This is a genomic window from Roseovarius sp. MMSF_3359, assembly GCF_030733385.1.
Taxonomy (GTDB): domain Bacteria; phylum Pseudomonadota; class Alphaproteobacteria; order Rhodobacterales; family Rhodobacteraceae; genus Roseovarius.
This window is the reverse complement of the sequence record NZ_JASHJC010000003.1, coordinates 113313-130077: the sequence shown is the minus strand read 5'-3', so window position 1 is coordinate 130077 and position 16765 is coordinate 113313. Positions and strand designations below refer to the sequence as shown.

Sequence of the window (16765 nt, the reverse complement as noted above, 5' to 3'; positions counted from 1 at the left end):
AACGGCGGCATCAGGTTTAGTGCGCGGGTTTGATGAACGTGTTGTTCTGCAAATCGCGGATCGCTTGCCGCAGTTCATCCTGAGTATTCATCACGATCGGACCGTGCCAGGCCACGGGCTCGGCGATGGGCGCGCCCGAGATCAGCAGGAAGCGGATGCCGTGTTCGCCCGCCTGAACGGTGACCTCATCCCCGGTGCCAAACCGGATCAGGGTGCGATCCCCGGACATGTCGCGGATGTTGACCTCCTGACCTGCGATCTCTTTTTCCAGCAGAACGCCGGTTGGTCCCGACGCATCGGCGAAGGCGCCCGCACCCTGGAACACATAGGCAAAGGCCCGGCGGTAGGTATCCACCTTGAAGGTCTTGCGCACACCGGGCGGGACCGAGATATCGAGGTATTGCGGTTCCGCCGCGATCCCGTCCACCGGTCCGCGCTTGCCCCAGAAATCGCCCACGATGACACGCACAACCGTACCGTCATCGTCGATCACCTCGGGGATGTCCGCGGCGGCAACGTCCTGATACCGCGGGGCGGTCATCTTGAGCGACGAAGGCAGGTTGGCCCAAAGCTGGAACCCGTGCATCTGTCCCGCCGCGTTCCCATGCGGCATTTCCTGGTGCATGATGCCCGATCCGGCGGTCATCCACTGCACATCACCGGCGCCGAGCGTGCCGGTGTTGCCGAGTGAGTCGCCGTGATCGACGCTGCCGGCCAGCACATAGGTGATCGTCTCGATCCCCCGATGCGGGTGCCACGGGAAACCCTGGGCATAGGCCGCCGGGTCGTCGTTGCGGAAATCATCGAACAGCAGGAAGGGATCAAGCTCGCTCGGGTCGTGAAACCCGAATGCGCGATGCAGGTGAACCCCGGCGCCCTCGATGGTGGGTTGCGCGTTGCTTTTTTCCAAAACAGGTCTGAGTGACATGGTAATGCCCTCCTTTCCCGACAGAGCTAGGGCGCGAAAAGTTATACAACAAGCGCGCAATATGTGGGTTTGCACACCGGTTTTGTGCAAAAACCCATAGCAACGTGCGTATCGTTAAAACTATGCTAGGCTCGTACAACCAGAAGACTGCCTGAACAGGAGGGGCCGTGGCAGACGATTTCACCGAAAGCGAATGGGCGCAGATCAATGCGCATCTGGATGCGGATCCGGGGGGTTATGGCATCCCCGAGCGGCGCGCGGACTCGGTTGTGCTGCTGAGCTGGAACATCCGGAAATTCGGCGCCCTGCGCAAAGGTGACACGCTCAAGAAAACAGCGGGTGCGTTCGACATGATCACCCGCGTCTGCGCGCAGGCTGACCTGATCGCGATCCAGGAGGTGCAATCCGACAGCGAGAGCATTTACGAGTTGCGCGATCGTCTGCGCGCCGACGGGGCGCCATATGAGGTGGTCATCAGCGATGTCACAGGCCGCGCGCCCGGTTATACCGGCATGGCCGAACGCATGGCCTTTCTCTATCGCTCGGACCGCGTGCGGCGCGGCGACCTGGCCTCGGATCTGTCATTTGACCGCTCGGCGGTGTTCGACAACGTCAATGAGGCGCTGGCCAAGGTGGTGGCCAAGAAGATCGAATTGGAAGGGCAGGAGGGATTTTGGGCCCGGCTGACCAGTTGGATCAGCGGCCAGGCGCGGCTTTCGGTGGCGACGTTTCGGGGGTTCGTGCAGTTCATCCGCACCCCCCACCTGGTCGAATTCGTGATTGAGGGCCCGGCGGGGGCCTACACGTTTTACTGCGTCAATGCGCATCTGGTGTCGGGCAAGAGCAAGGACGAGCGGGAGCTGGAGTTTTTCGCCCTGGTCGAGTGGCTGATGCTGTCGAGCAAATCCATGCTCGATACGCCCGACAAGAGTTTCGTTCTGCTGGCCGATCTCAACCTCGACTTCAAGGCCAATGTGACCAAGCGGCGGGAAGCGTTCGAAGAATACATCACCACGCTCAACGTCGAAAAGAAGCTGAAGGCGCGGGTGAATTTTCCGTTTCTTGACGGGCAATACTTCACCAATGCGCGGCGCACAGAGACCTTCGATCACATCGCCTGGTTCACCGCCGACACCCGCCTGCCGCGCGGGCGGCATAATGGGTTGGCCGGGACCCTGGGCGCAGACGAATATGATTACGGCATGTTCGATTTCGTGCAGGCGTTTCTGGACGCCGGGCCGGGGGCCACGCCCGATGGCAAGCCCGACTATGGCCGCTACACCCATGACTTCACCGATCACATGCCGATCTGGGTCCGTCTGCCTTTCCCCCATGACGGACAGACCGATTTTACCGTTGCCGACGAATAACGCCGGTTTGCGGCAAACGTGTCGCAGTCAGGATAGTTTGCCCGTTTCGGCACGCTAACGTCCCCCGAAACACATAGGGAGGATCGCCCGTGAAAATCGGATTTATCGGACTTGGCAATGTCGGTGGCAAGCTGTCGGGTAGTCTGTTGCGCAATGGTGTCGACATTACCGTGCATGACCTGAATGCCGATCTGGTGGACGGTTTCGTGGCCCGCGGCGGCAAATCGGCGCGTGGTCCTGCGGAATTGATGCGTGATTGCGATGCAGTCATCACCTGCCTGCCGAGCCCTGCCGCCAGCGATGCGGTGATGCAGGAGATGCTGCCCGAAATCGGCCCCGGCAAGATCTGGATGGAGATGTCCACGACAGATGAGGCCGAGGTCAAGCGCCTTGGCGCCATGGTCATCGACAAGGGCGGCGCAGCGGTGGATTGCCCGGTTTCGGGCGGGTGTCACCGCGCCGATACCGGCAATATCAGCATCTTCGCGGGCTGCGACCGTGCCACTTTCGAGCGTATCCTGCCGCTTCTGACCATCATGGGCCGTCGGGTGCTGCACACCGGTGAGTTGGGCAGTGCGTCGATCCTCAAGGTGGTCACGAACTACCTCGCGACGGCAAACCTCGTCAGTTGCGCCGAGGCGCTGACCGTGTCGAAGGCGGCGGGCATGGACCTCAATGTCGCCTACGAGGCGATCCGGATCAGTTCCGGCACCTCCTTTGTGCATGAGACCGAAAGCCAGGTCATCCTCAACGGCAGCCGGGACATTTCATTCACGATGGACCTGGTGGCCAAGGATATCGGCCTCTTTCAGGAGGTTGCCGACCGGGCGAACGTGCCATTGGAACTCAGTCCGCTGCTGATCGACATCTTCAAGGACGGGATCGACCGTTTTGGCCCGCGCGAGCTCAGCCCTAACATCATCCGCCGCCTCGAAGAGGCTACGGGCCTTGATATCACCGCCCCCGGTTTTCCCCCGGAAATGACCGATGATGAGCCCGAGGAACCGGGTGCCGAGGTGCATCCCAAGATCTGATCGCTTGCCCCCTCGCATCCCATGCCCAAAACGGGTATGGGCAGGTCAAGGAAGGGGAGCCGATCCATGGATGACGAGATTCTGGCCACGATACAGGCATCCGGACCGCGCCGGGCCTTCGGTGTTGGGGTTCTGGGCGCGCTGGGCGTTATCTTGATCTACGTGGCGCTCTCGCAGCCGCCAGCGAACCTCTTCTGGGGCGTGTTTCTCGTTGTGATTGGCGGCGGTGCGCTCTGGGCCGGGTTCCGGATGTGGGACGCAACCCAATCGCGGATCGAACTGACCGAGACGCAGCTACGCACCAGCGATGGCACGTTGATCGCCGACGTGGCCGATATTCTGTCGCTGGACCGCGGGATGTTTGCGTTCAAGCCATCGAACGGTTTCATGCTGCGGCTCAAAAACAAAACCCCGCGCCGTTGGTGGCCAGGCCTTTGGTGGTCTCTCGGGAACCGGGTTGGCGTGGGCGGTGTCACATCCGCCGCCCATACCAAGGCCATGGCCGAGATCATCTCGGCCATGATCGCGCAGCGGGCTCAGGACGACGCTGGCGGTTGATAGCAGTAGGAGCCTTCATAGCAAAGCTGGCTCGCGAAGCGGATCTTGGTGAAAAGCCGCGTATCAATCGGCAGGGTATCACCCAGACCAACCTTGAAGGTCGGCGTGTAATCCGAGATCGATTCGACCAGGATCAGGTCTTCGCCATCATTCATGATCGGCAATTCCGAATGCGATGATGCCACGTCGGCATCGGCCAGCTCCGAATAATCACCGGTACCACGGGTTTTCGACCAGCGAATGAAGTACTTATCGTCATCGGCGTCGTAGCGGACCACCGAAATACGCAGCTGATTGACACCATCGTCGTTGGTAATGCTGTCGAACAGGCGCATGGCGTTGTCCATGTAGGTATCCGTGATACCCGCCGTTTCGCGCGACAGCATGTCGGCCAGCGTGTAGGTCGCCTTTTCGCGGGCGCTTCTGTAGCGATGAACCTCGAAGAATTCCCAGGTTGCCACCAGGGCCCAGATCAGCAGGGGCAGACAGATCACCGTCTCCACCATGACCGAGCCGTCACGTTCGCCGCAGAACCGGCGGATCACTCTATGCAGGAATGGCTTTTTCATTACGTGGGCTCCTGAACAAAGGCGGTGGTCGTTACAATCTGAACCTTGTCATCCTGGTCCTTTTGCAGCGCACGCCCCATCATCTCTTCGGGGAAGAGCGGCTCATACCGGTAGCAGGCGCGCAGAACCATCAGGTCGTTGACGCCGCCAAAGACGAAATCGTCGTCAAACACGGCCGGATCAACGGACTGGGCGTTGTCGATACATTTCGGCGTGGCGTCCAGCGTCGCATACGCGCGTAGATCGACCGGCATCATCTCGAGCCGCAGTTCGTCCTCGCAATTGGCCAGGGCCGGCGCGTTGTCACAGATCACCTGTTTGATCTGGGCGTGGTCGCTCGGGTTGCCTGTGCCTAGGCGGATTTCCCGCACCGCGATGTCCAGGCCACGTTCCATCATCGTGTGACGGATGGTGACGAAGCCAAGTTCGATCGACATGGTCATCAGCATGATGAAGGTCGGAACGATAATGACGAATTCAACCGATCCATTGCCTGACTCGTCGTCCTTCAGGCGTCGGAAATATTTACCCAACCGATGTATCATTGTGTCAACCTCAGGTTCTGGATGTTCGTCGCGATCGAGTTGAAGGCATCGTTGATGTTTACACCTTCCGCACGGTAGTATTGCGAGTGCGATGTGGCGCAATTCTTCAGCTCGGTCTCCGCAGTTCCACCCGCGTCGATTTCAAAACCGATCGTGTAGATAATGATGTCCTTGCCGGGTGCTTTCGCCGCGGTACAAGCCGACGACATCCGCGTGTTCTTCATCGAACCGGAGACATTGTTGTTGTACTTGTAGTCGCTATAGGCACCCGAACCGGTGATGTCGGAATGATAGTCCGGCGACATCAGGCCCCAGGCATCTTCCCAAGACAGCTGCTCTTCCGAGACAAGCGTGGGATCGTCGGGGTCAACAGGGTTTGCGAGGTCATATTTGAAGTCCGCAAACTCTGCCGGCGACATCCACTCTTCGTTGTCGATATCCCAATAGCGGTCGTCGTTGGCATCATAGAGGAAGTAAGCCGACACGGTATCGTTGCTGGGCTTGTAGTAGCACTTCCATTTCTTCTTGCCGCATTTCGACTCGCTGTTCGAACGCTTCGACGGCTTGTACTTGTGCTGAGCATAATCGAAGACCTGTTCGGTGTATTCGATGTGATGCAGGTCGGAGTTCGGCCCACGATAGTCGAATTGCGAGTGGGTCGACACGGTGTCCATGTCCAGCAGGCCATTCGGGTCGCTGAAATAGTAGGACGTGGTGTTTTTACCGTCGCCCATCATCACGATGACTTTCTGGGTCTCGAGCTCGTTGTATTCCGCTGGCACGTTGGCCAGGTCGGGGTTCACGACAGCCGCGACATCGTCAAATGCCGGGTCGAGCAGGGCCGCACCCCACTTGATGCCCAGGTGGCCCGACGTGTTGCCGTCTGCCTCCAGCGACTCGATTTTGGCGTGAAGCTCCGTCACGTTGTGCGAGTAGGGCAGGAAGCGGAAGTAGTCGTCGTCATAGCACGACCGCCAGCCCGAGCTCAGGGTATTGAAGTCACCGTTGACGTCGTAACGCGATGTATAAATCTGCTGCGCGTATGTCGTATCGGGATCAATGGCGGTGTCGCCGAAGTCATCCTCGGAAAACACGATACAGGTCGAGTTTTGGTGGGTTTCATCAACGGTCAGCGCCTCATAGACCGCATCGGGCGGTGTCACGCCGAAGCTGAACGGCACGATCGAGATGACAGCGTCACCTGCGTCGGCACTGTTGATGATGGTGGTCACGAACTGCTTCGCCGCAGCTTTCAGGTTGGTGAGCTTGTCGCCACGCATCGACCCCGAAACGTCAAGCACCAACGAGATTTCCAGCTTGGGAACGCGCTTTTCGGCGGTTGCACCAGCCGCGGCACTCAGGGTTTCGATGCCCATGATACGCATCAGGTATGTCTCGACGTCGATCGACGTGTTCACGGATACCTTGGCGGTGTTGAGCGTGATCTGAATATCGTCCGGACCAAATGCGTCCAGGTAGTCCGACATTCCGTTCTTCGCGAAATAGTCCTCGACGACGGCCTTCGCCGCATCGTTGTTGGGGGCGGCAGCGCCAGCGAGAGAGGCAGCATCCGCTACGGCAGCAAGGCGCGTGCGCTCCATCTCGTGTCGCATGGTATCAATACCGATGCCGGCCATCAGCATGAAGACCAGGAACATATAGATGGTGAACGCAACCACGGCGCCGTCTTCGTCCTGACGGAAACGGTTCAGCCGGGGCGTCAAATATCGCCGCAACGCGGATTTGCGGGGCGATTGCACCGTCGAATGGATTTTTGTCATATTACTCATGTCGTCACCTCTTTGGGCTAGCAGACGCCCGAAAGTACACAATGCACCAACCTCTTCATGACCAACTTCTGTGGCGAGAATATGGCGCTGAGCCTAAAAATATCTGTTAAATTACATGTAATTAGCCTCAAATTAACGACAATATCCATCGCGTCGGGGCATTGTTGGTAATTTGTTAACGATTGTGGGGAAGAGGCCTGTTGGGGGTTCCGGGCAGGGCTTCCCCGAAAACCGTGGGTGGACAAAATTGTCGCATGGTTTAACGATTGGCGTATCTCTGACGCGCACAGATCAGAGTTCTTAACAGCCGCCAGATCATTTCAGGGAGAGATAGACATGAGTGTACCAAATGAACCGAGCTTTCGCGAAAGCGTAGATTTGATGTTCAATCGTGCGGTGGCCCTGATGGATCTCCCGCCCGGGCTGGAAGAGAAGATCAGGGTGTGCAACGCGACCTACACGGTGCGCTTCGGGGTGCGTCTTCGCGGTCAGATCCACACGTTTACCGGATATCGGTCGGTGCATTCGGAACATATGGAGCCGGTCAAGGGCGGCATCCGCTTCGCCATGGGCGTGAACCAGGACGAGGTCGAGGCGCTTGCGGCGCTGATGACCTATAAATGTGCCTTGGTGGAGGCGCCGTTTGGGGGCTCGAAGGGCGGTTTGCGGATTGATCCGCGCGAATGGGATGCCCATGAGCTGGAACAGATCACCCGGCGTTTCGCCTATGAGCTGGCCAAGCGCGACCTGATCCACCCCTCGCAGAACGTCCCGGCCCCGGACATGGGCACCGGCGAACGCGAGATGGCCTGGATCGCCGACCAGTACAAGCGCATGAACACCACAGATATCAACAGCCGCGCCTGCGTGACGGGCAAGCCGATCAATGCGGGCGGCATCCAGGGCCGGACCGAGGCGACCGGTCGCGGCGTGCAATACGCGCTGCAAGAGTTTTTCCGCCATCCCGAGGATATCAAGGCGGCGGGCCTGTCCGGGACGCTGGATGGCAAGCGGGTGATCGTGCAGGGCCTGGGTAATGTGGGATACCACGGCGCCAAGTTCCTGCAGGAAGAGGATGGGTGCCGCATCACCGGCATCATCGAACGCGACGGGGCGCTCTTCAATCCTGACGGGATTGATGTCGAGGGCGTCAAGGCGTGGATTACCAAACATGGTGGGATCACAGGTTATCCCGATGCCACCCACACAGCCGAAGGTGCTGCGGTATTGGAAGAGGAATGCGATATCCTGATCCCGGCCGCACTTGAAGGCGTGATCAACATGTCCAATGCCGAGCGGATCAAGGCACCGCTTATCATCGAGGCCGCGAACGGCCCGGTCACGGCGGGCGCCGATGAGATCTTGCGCAAGAAGGGCTGCGTCATCATCCCCGACATGTATGCCAATGCGGGTGGTGTGACCGTGTCCTATTTCGAATGGGTCAAGAACCTGAGCCACATTCGTTTCGGCCGCCTGGGCCGTCGCCAGGAAGAGGCGCGCCACCAGTTGATCGTGGACGAGTTGCAGGGGCTGGACGATCATTTGGGCAAATCGTGGTCGATGACACCGGATTTCAAGCAGAAATACCTGCGCGGTGCGGGCGAGCTTGAACTGGTTCGCTCTGGCCTGGACGATACGATGCGCGCCGCTTACCAGGCGATGCGCGAAGTCTGGCACTCACGCGACGATGTCGAAGACCTGCGCACGGCGGCCTACCTGGTGTCGATCGGCAAGGTGGCGGACAGCTATCGCGCGCTCGGGCTCTGAGCCTAAACCTGATCTTGCAGACGGCGGTATCTCCGTGGGGAGGTGCCGCCGTATTGATTTGCCCACGTTGCATCGTCCATCGCCGCATGAAATAGGTGCCCGTGAAGGCATTCGAAAATACCTTATCATCCGCAACCAAGGTGAAAATCATGAAATCAACAGGATATCTCGTAACGGTCGCAATGGTGCTGGGCCTTGCCGGTTGCGGCAGCGGTGCCAATTCGGTCAGCAATCCCGGTTTTTTCAGTTTTCGAATGGAGGACGGGGTCATGATCGGGCGTTACAACCCCGAAGGTTTCACCGCCACGGAGGTGCGCAAGCTGCTCAAGGCGCAATGTGACCCTGCGGTTCTGGGTTCTTATGCCAAGCGCAGCCCTGATGCGGATGGCCTGATCGGGTTCAACGCGCGTTGCCGGAAATCCGGTCGGTTTGCCCGCGGGTCTTTCCAGGTCGAGAAGGTGGAGGGCGGCAAGGTCGTGATCGAAGCGACCGGTTCCTGAGCGGCAGCAGGTCGCGGTCAGGCCTCAATTTGTCGATATAGCGGGAGGGGTGCGGCAGGGTGGATTGCTATTCTGCGGCAAAGCCGTTTCACTGCAATCCTGTAATCACCGGGGAGGGGTCACCATCATGCGGTTCTCGGGGCTGCGCGTTCTCAAAGAGGGTCTGACCGGCAACAAGGGCTGGGGGGCGCATTGGCGCGATGCCAGCCCCCGGGAGGCCTATGACGTGGTGATCATCGGCGGGGGTGGTCACGGGCTGAGCACCGCGTATTACCTGGCCAAGAACCACGGTATCACCAACGTCGCGGTGCTGGAAAAGGGCTATCTCGGCGGCGGCAATATCGGGCGCAACACCACCATCGTGCGGGCCAATTACATGCTGCCCGGCAACGCGGAATTCTACAGCCATTCGCTGAAGCTCTGGGAAGGGCTGGAGCAGGAGCTGAACTATAACGTGATGATGTCGCAGCGCGGTCAGATCGTACTGTTCCACTCCGATGGGCAGCGCGATGCGCTGGCGCGCAAGGGCAATGCGATGCTGGGGCAGGGCGACGATGCAGAGATGCTCAGCCGCGAAGGTGTGCGGAGACATCTGCCCTATCTCGACTTCGACAATGCGCGTTTTCCGATCTATGGCGGTATTCTGCAGCGCCGGGCGGGGACGGCGCGCCACGATGCGGTGGCCTGGGGATTTGCCCGGGGGGCTTCGGACCGGGGGGTGGACCTGATCCAGAACTGCGAAGTGACCGGCATCGACATCGAAAATGGCACGGTACGCGGGGTGCAGACCACACGCGGGGCAATCCGCGCGAAGAAGGTCGCGATTATCGTCGCCGGCCGGTCGAGCCAGGTCGCGGCGATGGCGGGGATGCGCCTGCCCATCGAAAGCCATGTGCTGCAGGCATTTGTCTCCGAAGGGCTGAAGCCGGCCATCAACCACGTGGTGAGCTTCGGTATGGAGCATTTCTATATCAGCCAATCCGACAAGGGTGGGCTGGTTTTTGGCGGCCATCTCGACATGTATGCGAGCTATGCCGCGCGCGGCAATCTGCCGGGGGTCGAACATGTGATGGAGGCGGGCATGGCGCTGATGCCGATGGTCGGCAAGGCGAAAGTCCTGCGCGCCTGGGGTGGGATCATGGACATGTCGCCCGACGGCTCACCCATCATCGACAAGACACCGACCGAGGGGCTTTTTCTCAACTGCGGCTGGAACTACGGCGGCTTCAAGGCAGTGCCGGCTTCGGGCTGGGCGACGGCGCATCTGGTGGCGACCGGAACGCCGCATGAGACCGCCGGGAAGTTCCGGCTGGACCGGTTCCGGACCGGGTATGGATTGATGGATGAGGAGGCCAGCGGTGCACAGCATAACCTGCATTAGGATGGTTTCCCGGACGGTTGGAAGACTGAGTATTTCCGGCAAGGTGAAGGGGAGGTGCGGCGCATGAGGATTACCTGTCCGACATGCGGCGAACGGGACCGGCGCGAGTTCTACTATGCCGGTGCGGCGGTGGCGCTTGATCGCCCGGATGCCGGGGCGCCCCCCGAGGCGTGGGATGATTATCTCCACAATCGCGATAACCCCGCCGGGGTGACGCGCGATCTTTGGTATCACGAATATGGCTGCGCCGCATGGGTTGTCGTGACCCGCAACACGGTCACCCATGAGGTCCTCAAGACCGAGTTGGCCAGCGATGTGAAAGGGCAGGGCAATGCGGGTTGAGGGGCATGGTCTGATCGACCGGACCACGCCGGTCGGGTTTTCCTTCGATGGTCATCAATACACGGGCTATGCGGGCGACACGCTGGCCTCGGCGCTTCTGGCCAATGGCATTCGGCTCGTGGGGCGGTCCTTCAAGTACCACCGCCCGCGCGGCATCCTGACCGCGGGGAGCGAGGAGCCGAACGCGCTTGTGACCCTCGGGCTCGAGGCCGGGCAGGAGCCCAATGTGCGTGCCACCACGGCAGAGCTTTTCGAGGGGATGCTGGCACGCAGTCAGAACGCCTGGCCGTCGCTGAATTTTGATGTCATGGCGGTGAACGATCTGGCCGCGCCGTTTCTTGGGGCGGGGTTTTATTACAAGACCTTCATGTGGCCCAAGGCGTTTTGGGAAAAGCTCTATGAGCCGGTGATCCGCCGTGCCGCGGGGCTTGGGGCGCTGTCGGGCGCGCCGAATGCCGACAAATACGAGAAAGCCTTTGCCCATTGCGACCTTCTGGTCATTGGCGCCGGGCCTGCCGGGTTGATGGCGGCGCTCACGGCGGCGCGGGCGGGTGTCGATGTGATCCTCTGTGACGAGGATACGCGCACCGGCGGGCGGCTCAACGCGGAGACGCTCGAGGTGGCGGGCCAGCCGGGTGCCGATTGGGCGGCGGCGTTGACCGCCGACCTCTCCGCCATGCCAAATGTGCGGATCATGACGCGAACAACGGTCATGGGGGCCTACGATCAGGGCACCTATGGGGCGATCGAGAAACTCGCGCCTGACACGGTGATGCGCGCCGGTGCGCCGCGTGAGTGTTTCTGGCGGATTGTGGCGAAACGCGCGGTTCTGGCGGCAGGTGCGCTGGAACGGCCCGTGGCGTTTCAGGACAATGACCGCCCGGGCGTGATGATGGCGGGGGCGGTGCGCGCCTATCTCAACCGCTGGCGGGTCAGCCCGGGCAAAAATGTCGTGGTGTTCGGCAATACAGACAGCGCGCACCGTACGGCGGCGGACCTTTTGGCGGCGGGTGTGCATGTCTCGGCGCTGATCGACGCACGCCACCATGCGACCTGCGATCTGGATGTACCGTTTCACGCCGGGGCGAAGGTCGCGCAGGCCCATGGCCGCAAGGGGCTTGAGGCGGTATCGGTGGCATCGGTCAGCGGCATCGACAAGATACAGGCCGATTGCCTGGCCATGTCGGGCGGCTGGAACCCCTCGGTGCACCTGACGTGCCACATGGGCGCGCGGCCGGTCTGGAGCCCGGATCATGAGGCGTTCCTGCCGGTGGCGGGTGCTATCCCGGGGCTTGAGACTGCCGGTGCCTGCCAAGGCGATTTTTCAACCCGCGCCTGCCTTGAAGGCGGTGTTGTCGCTGCCAATCGCGCGCTGGATGACATGGGAAAGAAGGCACAATCACCCGATCTGCCGATGGCGGAGGACAGCGCATACGACATCACCGCGCTTTGGGCGGTGCCGGGCAAGGGCCGCGCCTGGCTCGATTTTCAGAACGATGTGACCGTCAAGGATGTCAAACAATCGGCCACGGAGAACTTCCGCTCGGTCGAGCATATGAAACGCTACACCACCCAAGGGATGGCCACGGATCAGGGCAAGAACTCGAACGTGGCGGCGCTGGCGGTCCTGGCGGACGCGACCGGGCAGGGCATCCCCGAGACCGGCACCACCACCTTCCGCCCGCCCTATGTGCCGGTCTCCGTCGCGTCCATGGGCGCGGGGTCGCAAGGGGCCGGGTTCGCGCCACAACGCCACATGACCTCGCACAAGGCCAGTATCGAGCGCGCCGCGCCGATGATCGAGGTCGGGCTTTGGTACCGGCCAAGCTATTTCCCCAAGCCGGGCGAGACCCATTGGCGGCAATCGTGTGACCGCGAGGTTACGATGGTGCGCACCCATGTGGGCATTGCCGATGTCTCGACCCTGGGCAAGATCGACATCCAAGGGCCGGATGCGGGGGCCTTCCTCGATTTCGTCTATACCAACACCTTCTCGACGCTGAAGGAGGGCCGTGTGCGCTATGGCCTGATGCTGCGCGAGGATGGGCATGTTATGGATGACGGCACCACGGCGCGCATCGGCCGGGATCATTACCTGATGACGACCACGACCGCGGCGGCGGGGCAGGTGATGCGCCATCTGGACTTCGTGCATCAATGCCTGTGCCCGCAGATGGATGTGCGTTTCGTCTCGGTCACCGAACACTGGGCGCAGTTCGCCATTGCCGGGCCCAAGTCGCGCGCGTTGCTGAACGGGTTGCTCGATCAGGCGATTGACGACGCGGGCTGGCCTTTCATGTCCTGCGGCGGCGTACAGGTCGGGGGCATTGGCGGCCGGCTCTTCCGGATTTCGTTCTCGGGTGAGCAGGGGTATGAGCTGGCCATCCCGGCGCGCTATGGTGACAGTCTCTTTCGTGAGTTGTTGGCCCGGGCTGAGGCGATGGAGGGCGGCGCATACGGCATGGAGGCGCTCAACATCCTGCGCATAGAAAAGGGGTTCATCACCCATTCCGAGATCGATGGCCGGGTCACGGCGTTCGATATCGGCATGGACCGGATGGTGAGCGGCAAGAAGGAATGCATCGGCAAGGCGGCGGCCGCACGGCCGGGCCTCCGGGACCCGGCGCGCCCGCAACTTGTGGGGCTGAAGCCCGTGGGCGCAGTGCAGGAATTGCTGGCCGGTGCACATCTTTTCAACGCGGATGAGGAGGCCATCAGCGCCAACGACCAGGGCTATATCACTTCGGTTGGCTATTCCCCCACCGTGGGGCATTTCCTGGGTCTTGGGTTCCTCAAGGACGGGCGGGCGCGCCATGGCGAAAAAATCCGCATGGTGGATCATCTCCGCAAGTCGGAAACGCTCTGCGAGGTGATAGATCCGGTGGTTTTCGACCCGGAAGGAGGGCGTTTGCGTGGTTGAGCTTCAAGCGAAATCCCCGTTCGAGGGGCTGTTGCCACTATCTGTCGGCTCGGTCGGTGTGTCCGAGGTTGCGCCCGGCCACCTGACCAGTATCGCGCCCTTCAGGGGGCAGGCCAAGGCATTGTCAGCAGCCCTGAAAGACGCCCACGGCATGGCCGCCCCTGCACCGAACCGTGTCACCGGCAGAGAGGGCGCGCGGGCGCTTTGGTTCGGTCATGACATGTTGATGTTGCAAGGCCCCGCCGCCGATGGCGCATTGCGCAAACACGCGGCGCTGACGGATCAATCCCACGGCTGGGCAATCGTGCGGCTGGAGGGGGCGGATGCCGCCGAGGTTCTGGCGCGCCTCGCCCCGATTGACCTGCGTGACAGTCAGTTCAAACGCGGCCACACGGCGCGCACGGAACTCAGGCACATGATGGCCAGCATCACCCGGTTGGGGCCGCAAAGCTATCAGGTCATGGTGTTTCGCGGATTTGCCGAGACATTGGTACATGATCTGAAGGTTGCGATGCAAAGCGTGGCGGCGCGGGCGGTCGGATCGGGTTGACCGCCCGGCCCCTGCAATCGGCAATCCTTTGCCACAGTCGCAAGATCCGCAAAATTCCCCCTATGCCACCTGACAATCCTGACCAGATAAGGTAGGTATTTCGCACCACTCACATCCAAGAGGTCAACATGATCCGCTCAACCGCCCTCGCCGCCCTGTTTGTCTTGCCGATGGCAGCCCCCGTGTTCGCGCAGGACAAGGAAACGCTTTGCAATACGTCGGGTGAAATCGTCGATGCGGCGGTGGCCGAACGTCTGGGTGGCGCCGATGAGCAATCCGCGACCCGCAACGTGGCCGATGCCCTTCCGGACGAAAAGGCCAATTTCAAACCGGCGGTCGAGCACCTCGTGCAATGGGTCTACACGCTTGAAAAAGAGCAGCTGACCGAAGAGGCGGCGAAATCCTACGTGCTCGCCTGCCTGTCACAGTAGAGTTACCCCCAAGAAATCACCGGCGGGTCACTGGACTCGGGGCGGCATGCGCCCGATATATGAACCATGAGCTTGCCACCCGGTTTTCTGGACGAATTGCGGACGCGCACATCACTGAGCCAGGTGGTGGGGCGCAAGGTCATTTGGGACCCGCGCAAGTCAAACCAGGGCAAGGGCGACATGTGGGCACCATGCCCGTTCCATCAGGAAAAGACCGCCAGTTTCCACGTCGATGACCGCAAGGGGTTCTACTATTGCTTCGGCTGCCACGCCAAGGGCGACGCGATCTCCTTCGTGCGCGAGACCGAGAATGTGGACTTCATGGAAGCCATACGCATTCTTGCGGCAGAGGCCGGGATGACCATGCCCGAGCGCGACCCGCAGGCGCAGGCCAAGGCCGATAGGCGCACGCAACTGGCCGATGTGATGGATATCGCGGTGCAGTATTTCCGCCTGCAGCTCAAAACCGCCGCCGGGTCCGCCGCGCGGGATTACCTTGACCGGCGGGGCCTGAAAGAAGCCACGCAGGACCGGTTCGAAATCGGCTTTGCGCCGGATAGCTGGCAGGGGCTTTGGGATCACCTGAAATCCAAGAATGTCGAGGACGACTTGATCCTTGGCTGCGGTCTTGCCAAGCCATCGACCAAGGGCGGCAAACCCTATGACACGTTCCGGGGCCGCATCATGTTCCCGATCCGCGATGCGCGCGGGCGCTGCATCGCCTTTGGCGGCCGGGCGATGGACCCCAATGACAATGCCAAATACCTGAACTCGCCCGAGACCGAGCTTTTTGACAAATCCCGGACGCTCTACAATTTCGGCCCCGCGCGGGAGGCGGCGGGCAAGGGGCAGCCCCTGCTCGTGGCCGAAGGGTATATGGATGTGATCGCGCTGGTCGAGGGCGGGTTTGGTGCGGCGGTGGCCCCCCTTGGCACGGCGGTGACTGAGACGCAGTTGCAGATGATGTGGCGCGTGGCGGATGAGCCGGTGGTGGCGCTTGATGGCGACACGGCGGGCCTGCGCGCGGCGCATCGGGTGATCGACCTGGCACTGCCGCTTCTGGAGGCCGGGAAGAGCCTGCGTTTCGCATTGATGCCCGAGGGCAAGGACCCCGATGACCTGATCCGCGCCGAGGGCAAGGCGGCGGTGCAAAGGCTGGTCGATGGTGCGCTGCCCATGGTGCAGTTGCTCTGGCAGCGCGAAACCAACGGTCAGAATTTTGACAGCCCTGAACGTAAGGCGGCGCTCGACAAGGCGCTGCGTGACAAGATCATGCTGATCCGCGATCCGTCTATCCGGAGCCATTACGGGCAGGCGATCAAGGATCTGCGCTGGCAGCTTTTCAACCCGCGCCGGGCGGATAATGCGCCCCGGCAATCGCGCGGCGGCCGGTGGCAACCGCAACCCGCCGCCGCCATGCCCGCGACCAAGTCATCGCTTTTGGTGGCGGCGGGGGATAGCGCGCAGATGCAGTTGCGCATCGGCGTGATCCTCGCATCTCTGATTGCCACACCGGGTGTCTGCGAGGAGTTCGAGAGCGCGATCGAGAACCTGGATTGTCCGAACCCTGATACGGCCCGGCTGCGTGATCTGATCCTGCGTCACGCCGATGCCGGGGCCGAGACACTCTGCGCCCAGATTTCTGCGGATATGGGCGATGATGCCCTTGAAAAACTGCGGTCACTGCCCCATGTGGCCTTGGCACCACCGGTGCGAAATCCGGGCGATACGGAGATTGCCCGCCAGACCATTGCCGAAGAGCTTGCCAAGGTCGAAGCCGAGCGTGGCTTGAATGCCGAGATTTCCGAGGCCGCCGAAGATATCGTTGGCGTGGCGGACGAGGCGGTGACATGGCGGCTGCAACAGGCCGCCGAAGCGCATAACCGCGCGGTCCGCAGTCAGCAGGAAGACAAGGCCGAATACGACCTGGGCGACAATGGTGCCCGAATCAATCGTGGGGAGCGCGAGCAATTCTACGCGCTTCTCGACAAGATCACCTCTTCCAAACCGGACCGATGAGCCACGGTGGTGAGGAAAAGGTAAAGAAAACAGGGTAAACGGGAGTGCGAATCACTCCAAA

General features: G+C 61.2%; 15 protein-coding genes. 11 read left to right on the top strand and 4 right to left on the bottom strand.

Translation table 11 applies throughout. The features are described from left to right. Nucleotides 1-16: 16 nt before the first annotated feature. Entirely contained in the window at nucleotides 17-928 is a 912-nt protein-coding gene (locus RBB29_RS05670) for a pirin family protein (protein ID WP_306113588.1), read from the bottom strand. 167 nt (nucleotides 929-1095) lie between these two features. Here RBB29_RS05670 and RBB29_RS05665 point away from each other — a divergent pair, with 167 nt between their 5' ends. From RBB29_RS05665 to RBB29_RS05655, 3 genes are all read left to right on the top strand, one after another. Continuing rightward, a complete protein-coding gene (locus tag RBB29_RS05665) occupies nucleotides 1096-2298 on the top strand; it encodes a hypothetical protein (RefSeq protein ID WP_306113587.1) in 1203 nt (400 codons plus the stop codon). Between the two features lie 89 nt (nucleotides 2299-2387). Further along, nucleotides 2388-3332 (top strand): NAD(P)-dependent oxidoreductase, encoded by a 945-nt coding sequence (locus tag RBB29_RS05660; RefSeq protein ID WP_306113586.1) that lies wholly within the window; start codon nucleotides 2388-2390, stop codon nucleotides 3330-3332. A 66-nt stretch (nucleotides 3333-3398) separates the two neighbouring features. Further along, nucleotides 3399-3890 carry a hypothetical protein gene (locus tag RBB29_RS05655; protein ID WP_306113585.1) on the top strand — a complete coding sequence of 164 codons (492 nt, stop codon included), beginning with the start codon at nucleotides 3399-3401 and terminating at the stop codon, nucleotides 3888-3890. Here RBB29_RS05655 and RBB29_RS05650 read toward each other — a convergent pair. Genes RBB29_RS05650 through RBB29_RS05640 form a run of 3 tightly spaced genes read right to left on the bottom strand, consistent with a single transcriptional unit; the run spans nucleotide 3869 to nucleotide 6794 of the window. Then, on the bottom strand, nucleotides 3869-4459 hold the full coding sequence (locus RBB29_RS05650) for a TadE/TadG family type IV pilus assembly protein (protein ID WP_306113584.1): 591 nt from the start codon (nucleotides 4457-4459) through the stop codon (nucleotides 3869-3871). The two genes, RBB29_RS05655 and RBB29_RS05650, sit on opposite strands and share 22 nt — an antisense overlap. Beyond that, entirely contained in the window at nucleotides 4459-5004 is a 546-nt protein-coding gene (locus tag RBB29_RS05645) for a TadE/TadG family type IV pilus assembly protein (protein ID WP_306113583.1), read from the bottom strand. Before RBB29_RS05645 ends, RBB29_RS05650 begins: the two co-directional genes overlap by 1 nt. Beyond that, nucleotides 5001-6794, bottom strand: a complete 1794-nt coding sequence (locus tag RBB29_RS05640; protein ID WP_306113582.1) for a vWA domain-containing protein — start codon at nucleotides 6792-6794, stop codon at nucleotides 5001-5003. Before RBB29_RS05640 ends, RBB29_RS05645 begins: the two co-directional genes overlap by 4 nt. A gap of 336 nt (nucleotides 6795-7130) precedes the next feature. Here RBB29_RS05640 and RBB29_RS05635 point away from each other — a divergent pair, with 336 nt between their 5' ends. The 8 genes from RBB29_RS05635 (at nucleotide 7131) to dnaG (ending at nucleotide 16704) form a co-directional block, all read left to right on the top strand. Beyond that, nucleotides 7131-8561 carry a Glu/Leu/Phe/Val dehydrogenase gene (locus tag RBB29_RS05635; protein WP_306113581.1) on the top strand — a complete coding sequence of 477 codons (1431 nt, stop codon included), beginning with the start codon at nucleotides 7131-7133 and terminating at the stop codon, nucleotides 8559-8561. Nucleotides 8562-8710: 149 nt separating this feature from the next. Then, nucleotides 8711-9061: a hypothetical protein gene (locus RBB29_RS05630; RefSeq protein ID WP_306113580.1), complete on the top strand. Its 351-nt coding sequence runs from the start codon at nucleotides 8711-8713 to the stop codon at nucleotides 9059-9061. A gap of 127 nt (nucleotides 9062-9188) precedes the next feature. Beyond that, nucleotides 9189-10442, top strand: coding sequence for a sarcosine oxidase subunit beta family protein (locus RBB29_RS05625; protein WP_306113579.1), 1254 nt, complete (start codon nucleotides 9189-9191; stop codon nucleotides 10440-10442). A gap of 63 nt (nucleotides 10443-10505) precedes the next feature. After that, on the top strand, nucleotides 10506-10784 hold the full coding sequence (locus tag RBB29_RS05620) for a sarcosine oxidase subunit delta (protein ID WP_306113578.1): 279 nt from the start codon (nucleotides 10506-10508) through the stop codon (nucleotides 10782-10784). Beyond that, the gene (locus RBB29_RS05615; RefSeq protein ID WP_306113577.1) at nucleotides 10774-13704 is read left to right on the top strand and encodes a sarcosine oxidase subunit alpha family protein; all 2931 of its coding nucleotides are present in this window, start codon (nucleotides 10774-10776) and stop codon (nucleotides 13702-13704) included. Before RBB29_RS05620 ends, RBB29_RS05615 begins: the two co-directional genes overlap by 11 nt. Beyond that, nucleotides 13697-14254, top strand: a complete 558-nt coding sequence (locus RBB29_RS05610) for a sarcosine oxidase subunit gamma (RefSeq protein WP_306113576.1) — start codon at nucleotides 13697-13699, stop codon at nucleotides 14252-14254. Before RBB29_RS05615 ends, RBB29_RS05610 begins: the two co-directional genes overlap by 8 nt. A 128-nt stretch (nucleotides 14255-14382) precedes the next feature. Beyond that, on the top strand, nucleotides 14383-14685 hold the full coding sequence (locus tag RBB29_RS05605) for a hypothetical protein (RefSeq protein WP_306113575.1): 303 nt from the start codon (nucleotides 14383-14385) through the stop codon (nucleotides 14683-14685). Between the two features lie 66 nt (nucleotides 14686-14751). Further along, nucleotides 14752-16704: a DNA primase gene (gene dnaG, locus RBB29_RS05600; RefSeq protein WP_306113574.1), complete on the top strand. Its 1953-nt coding sequence runs from the start codon at nucleotides 14752-14754 to the stop codon at nucleotides 16702-16704. Nucleotides 16705-16765: the final 61 nt, after the last annotated feature.

What these genes read in the sequence shown, in the direction of transcription:
- RBB29_RS05615 (WP_306113577.1), top strand. Translation starts at nt 10,774, where the DNA reads ATGCGGGTTGAGGGGCATGGTCTGATCGACCGGACCACGCCGGTCGGG.
- RBB29_RS05640 (WP_306113582.1), bottom strand. Translation starts at nt 6,794, where the DNA reads ATGAGTAATATGACAAAAATCCATTCGACGGTGCAATCGCCCCGCAAA.
- RBB29_RS05645 (WP_306113583.1), bottom strand. Translation starts at nt 5,004, where the DNA reads ATGATACATCGGTTGGGTAAATATTTCCGACGCCTGAAGGACGACGAG.
- RBB29_RS05655 (WP_306113585.1), top strand. Translation starts at nt 3,399, where the DNA reads ATGGATGACGAGATTCTGGCCACGATACAGGCATCCGGACCGCGCCGG.
- RBB29_RS05625 (WP_306113579.1), top strand. Translation starts at nt 9,189, where the DNA reads ATGCGGTTCTCGGGGCTGCGCGTTCTCAAAGAGGGTCTGACCGGCAAC.
- RBB29_RS05605 (WP_306113575.1), top strand. Translation starts at nt 14,383, where the DNA reads ATGATCCGCTCAACCGCCCTCGCCGCCCTGTTTGTCTTGCCGATGGCA.
- RBB29_RS05630 (WP_306113580.1), top strand. Translation starts at nt 8,711, where the DNA reads ATGAAATCAACAGGATATCTCGTAACGGTCGCAATGGTGCTGGGCCTT.
- RBB29_RS05635 (WP_306113581.1), top strand. Translation starts at nt 7,131, where the DNA reads ATGAGTGTACCAAATGAACCGAGCTTTCGCGAAAGCGTAGATTTGATG.
- RBB29_RS05670 (WP_306113588.1), bottom strand. Translation starts at nt 928, where the DNA reads ATGTCACTCAGACCTGTTTTGGAAAAAAGCAACGCGCAACCCACCATC.
- dnaG (WP_306113574.1), top strand. Translation starts at nt 14,752, where the DNA reads ATGAGCTTGCCACCCGGTTTTCTGGACGAATTGCGGACGCGCACATCA.
- RBB29_RS05620 (WP_306113578.1), top strand. Translation starts at nt 10,506, where the DNA reads ATGAGGATTACCTGTCCGACATGCGGCGAACGGGACCGGCGCGAGTTC.
- RBB29_RS05650 (WP_306113584.1), bottom strand. Translation starts at nt 4,459, where the DNA reads ATGAAAAAGCCATTCCTGCATAGAGTGATCCGCCGGTTCTGCGGCGAA.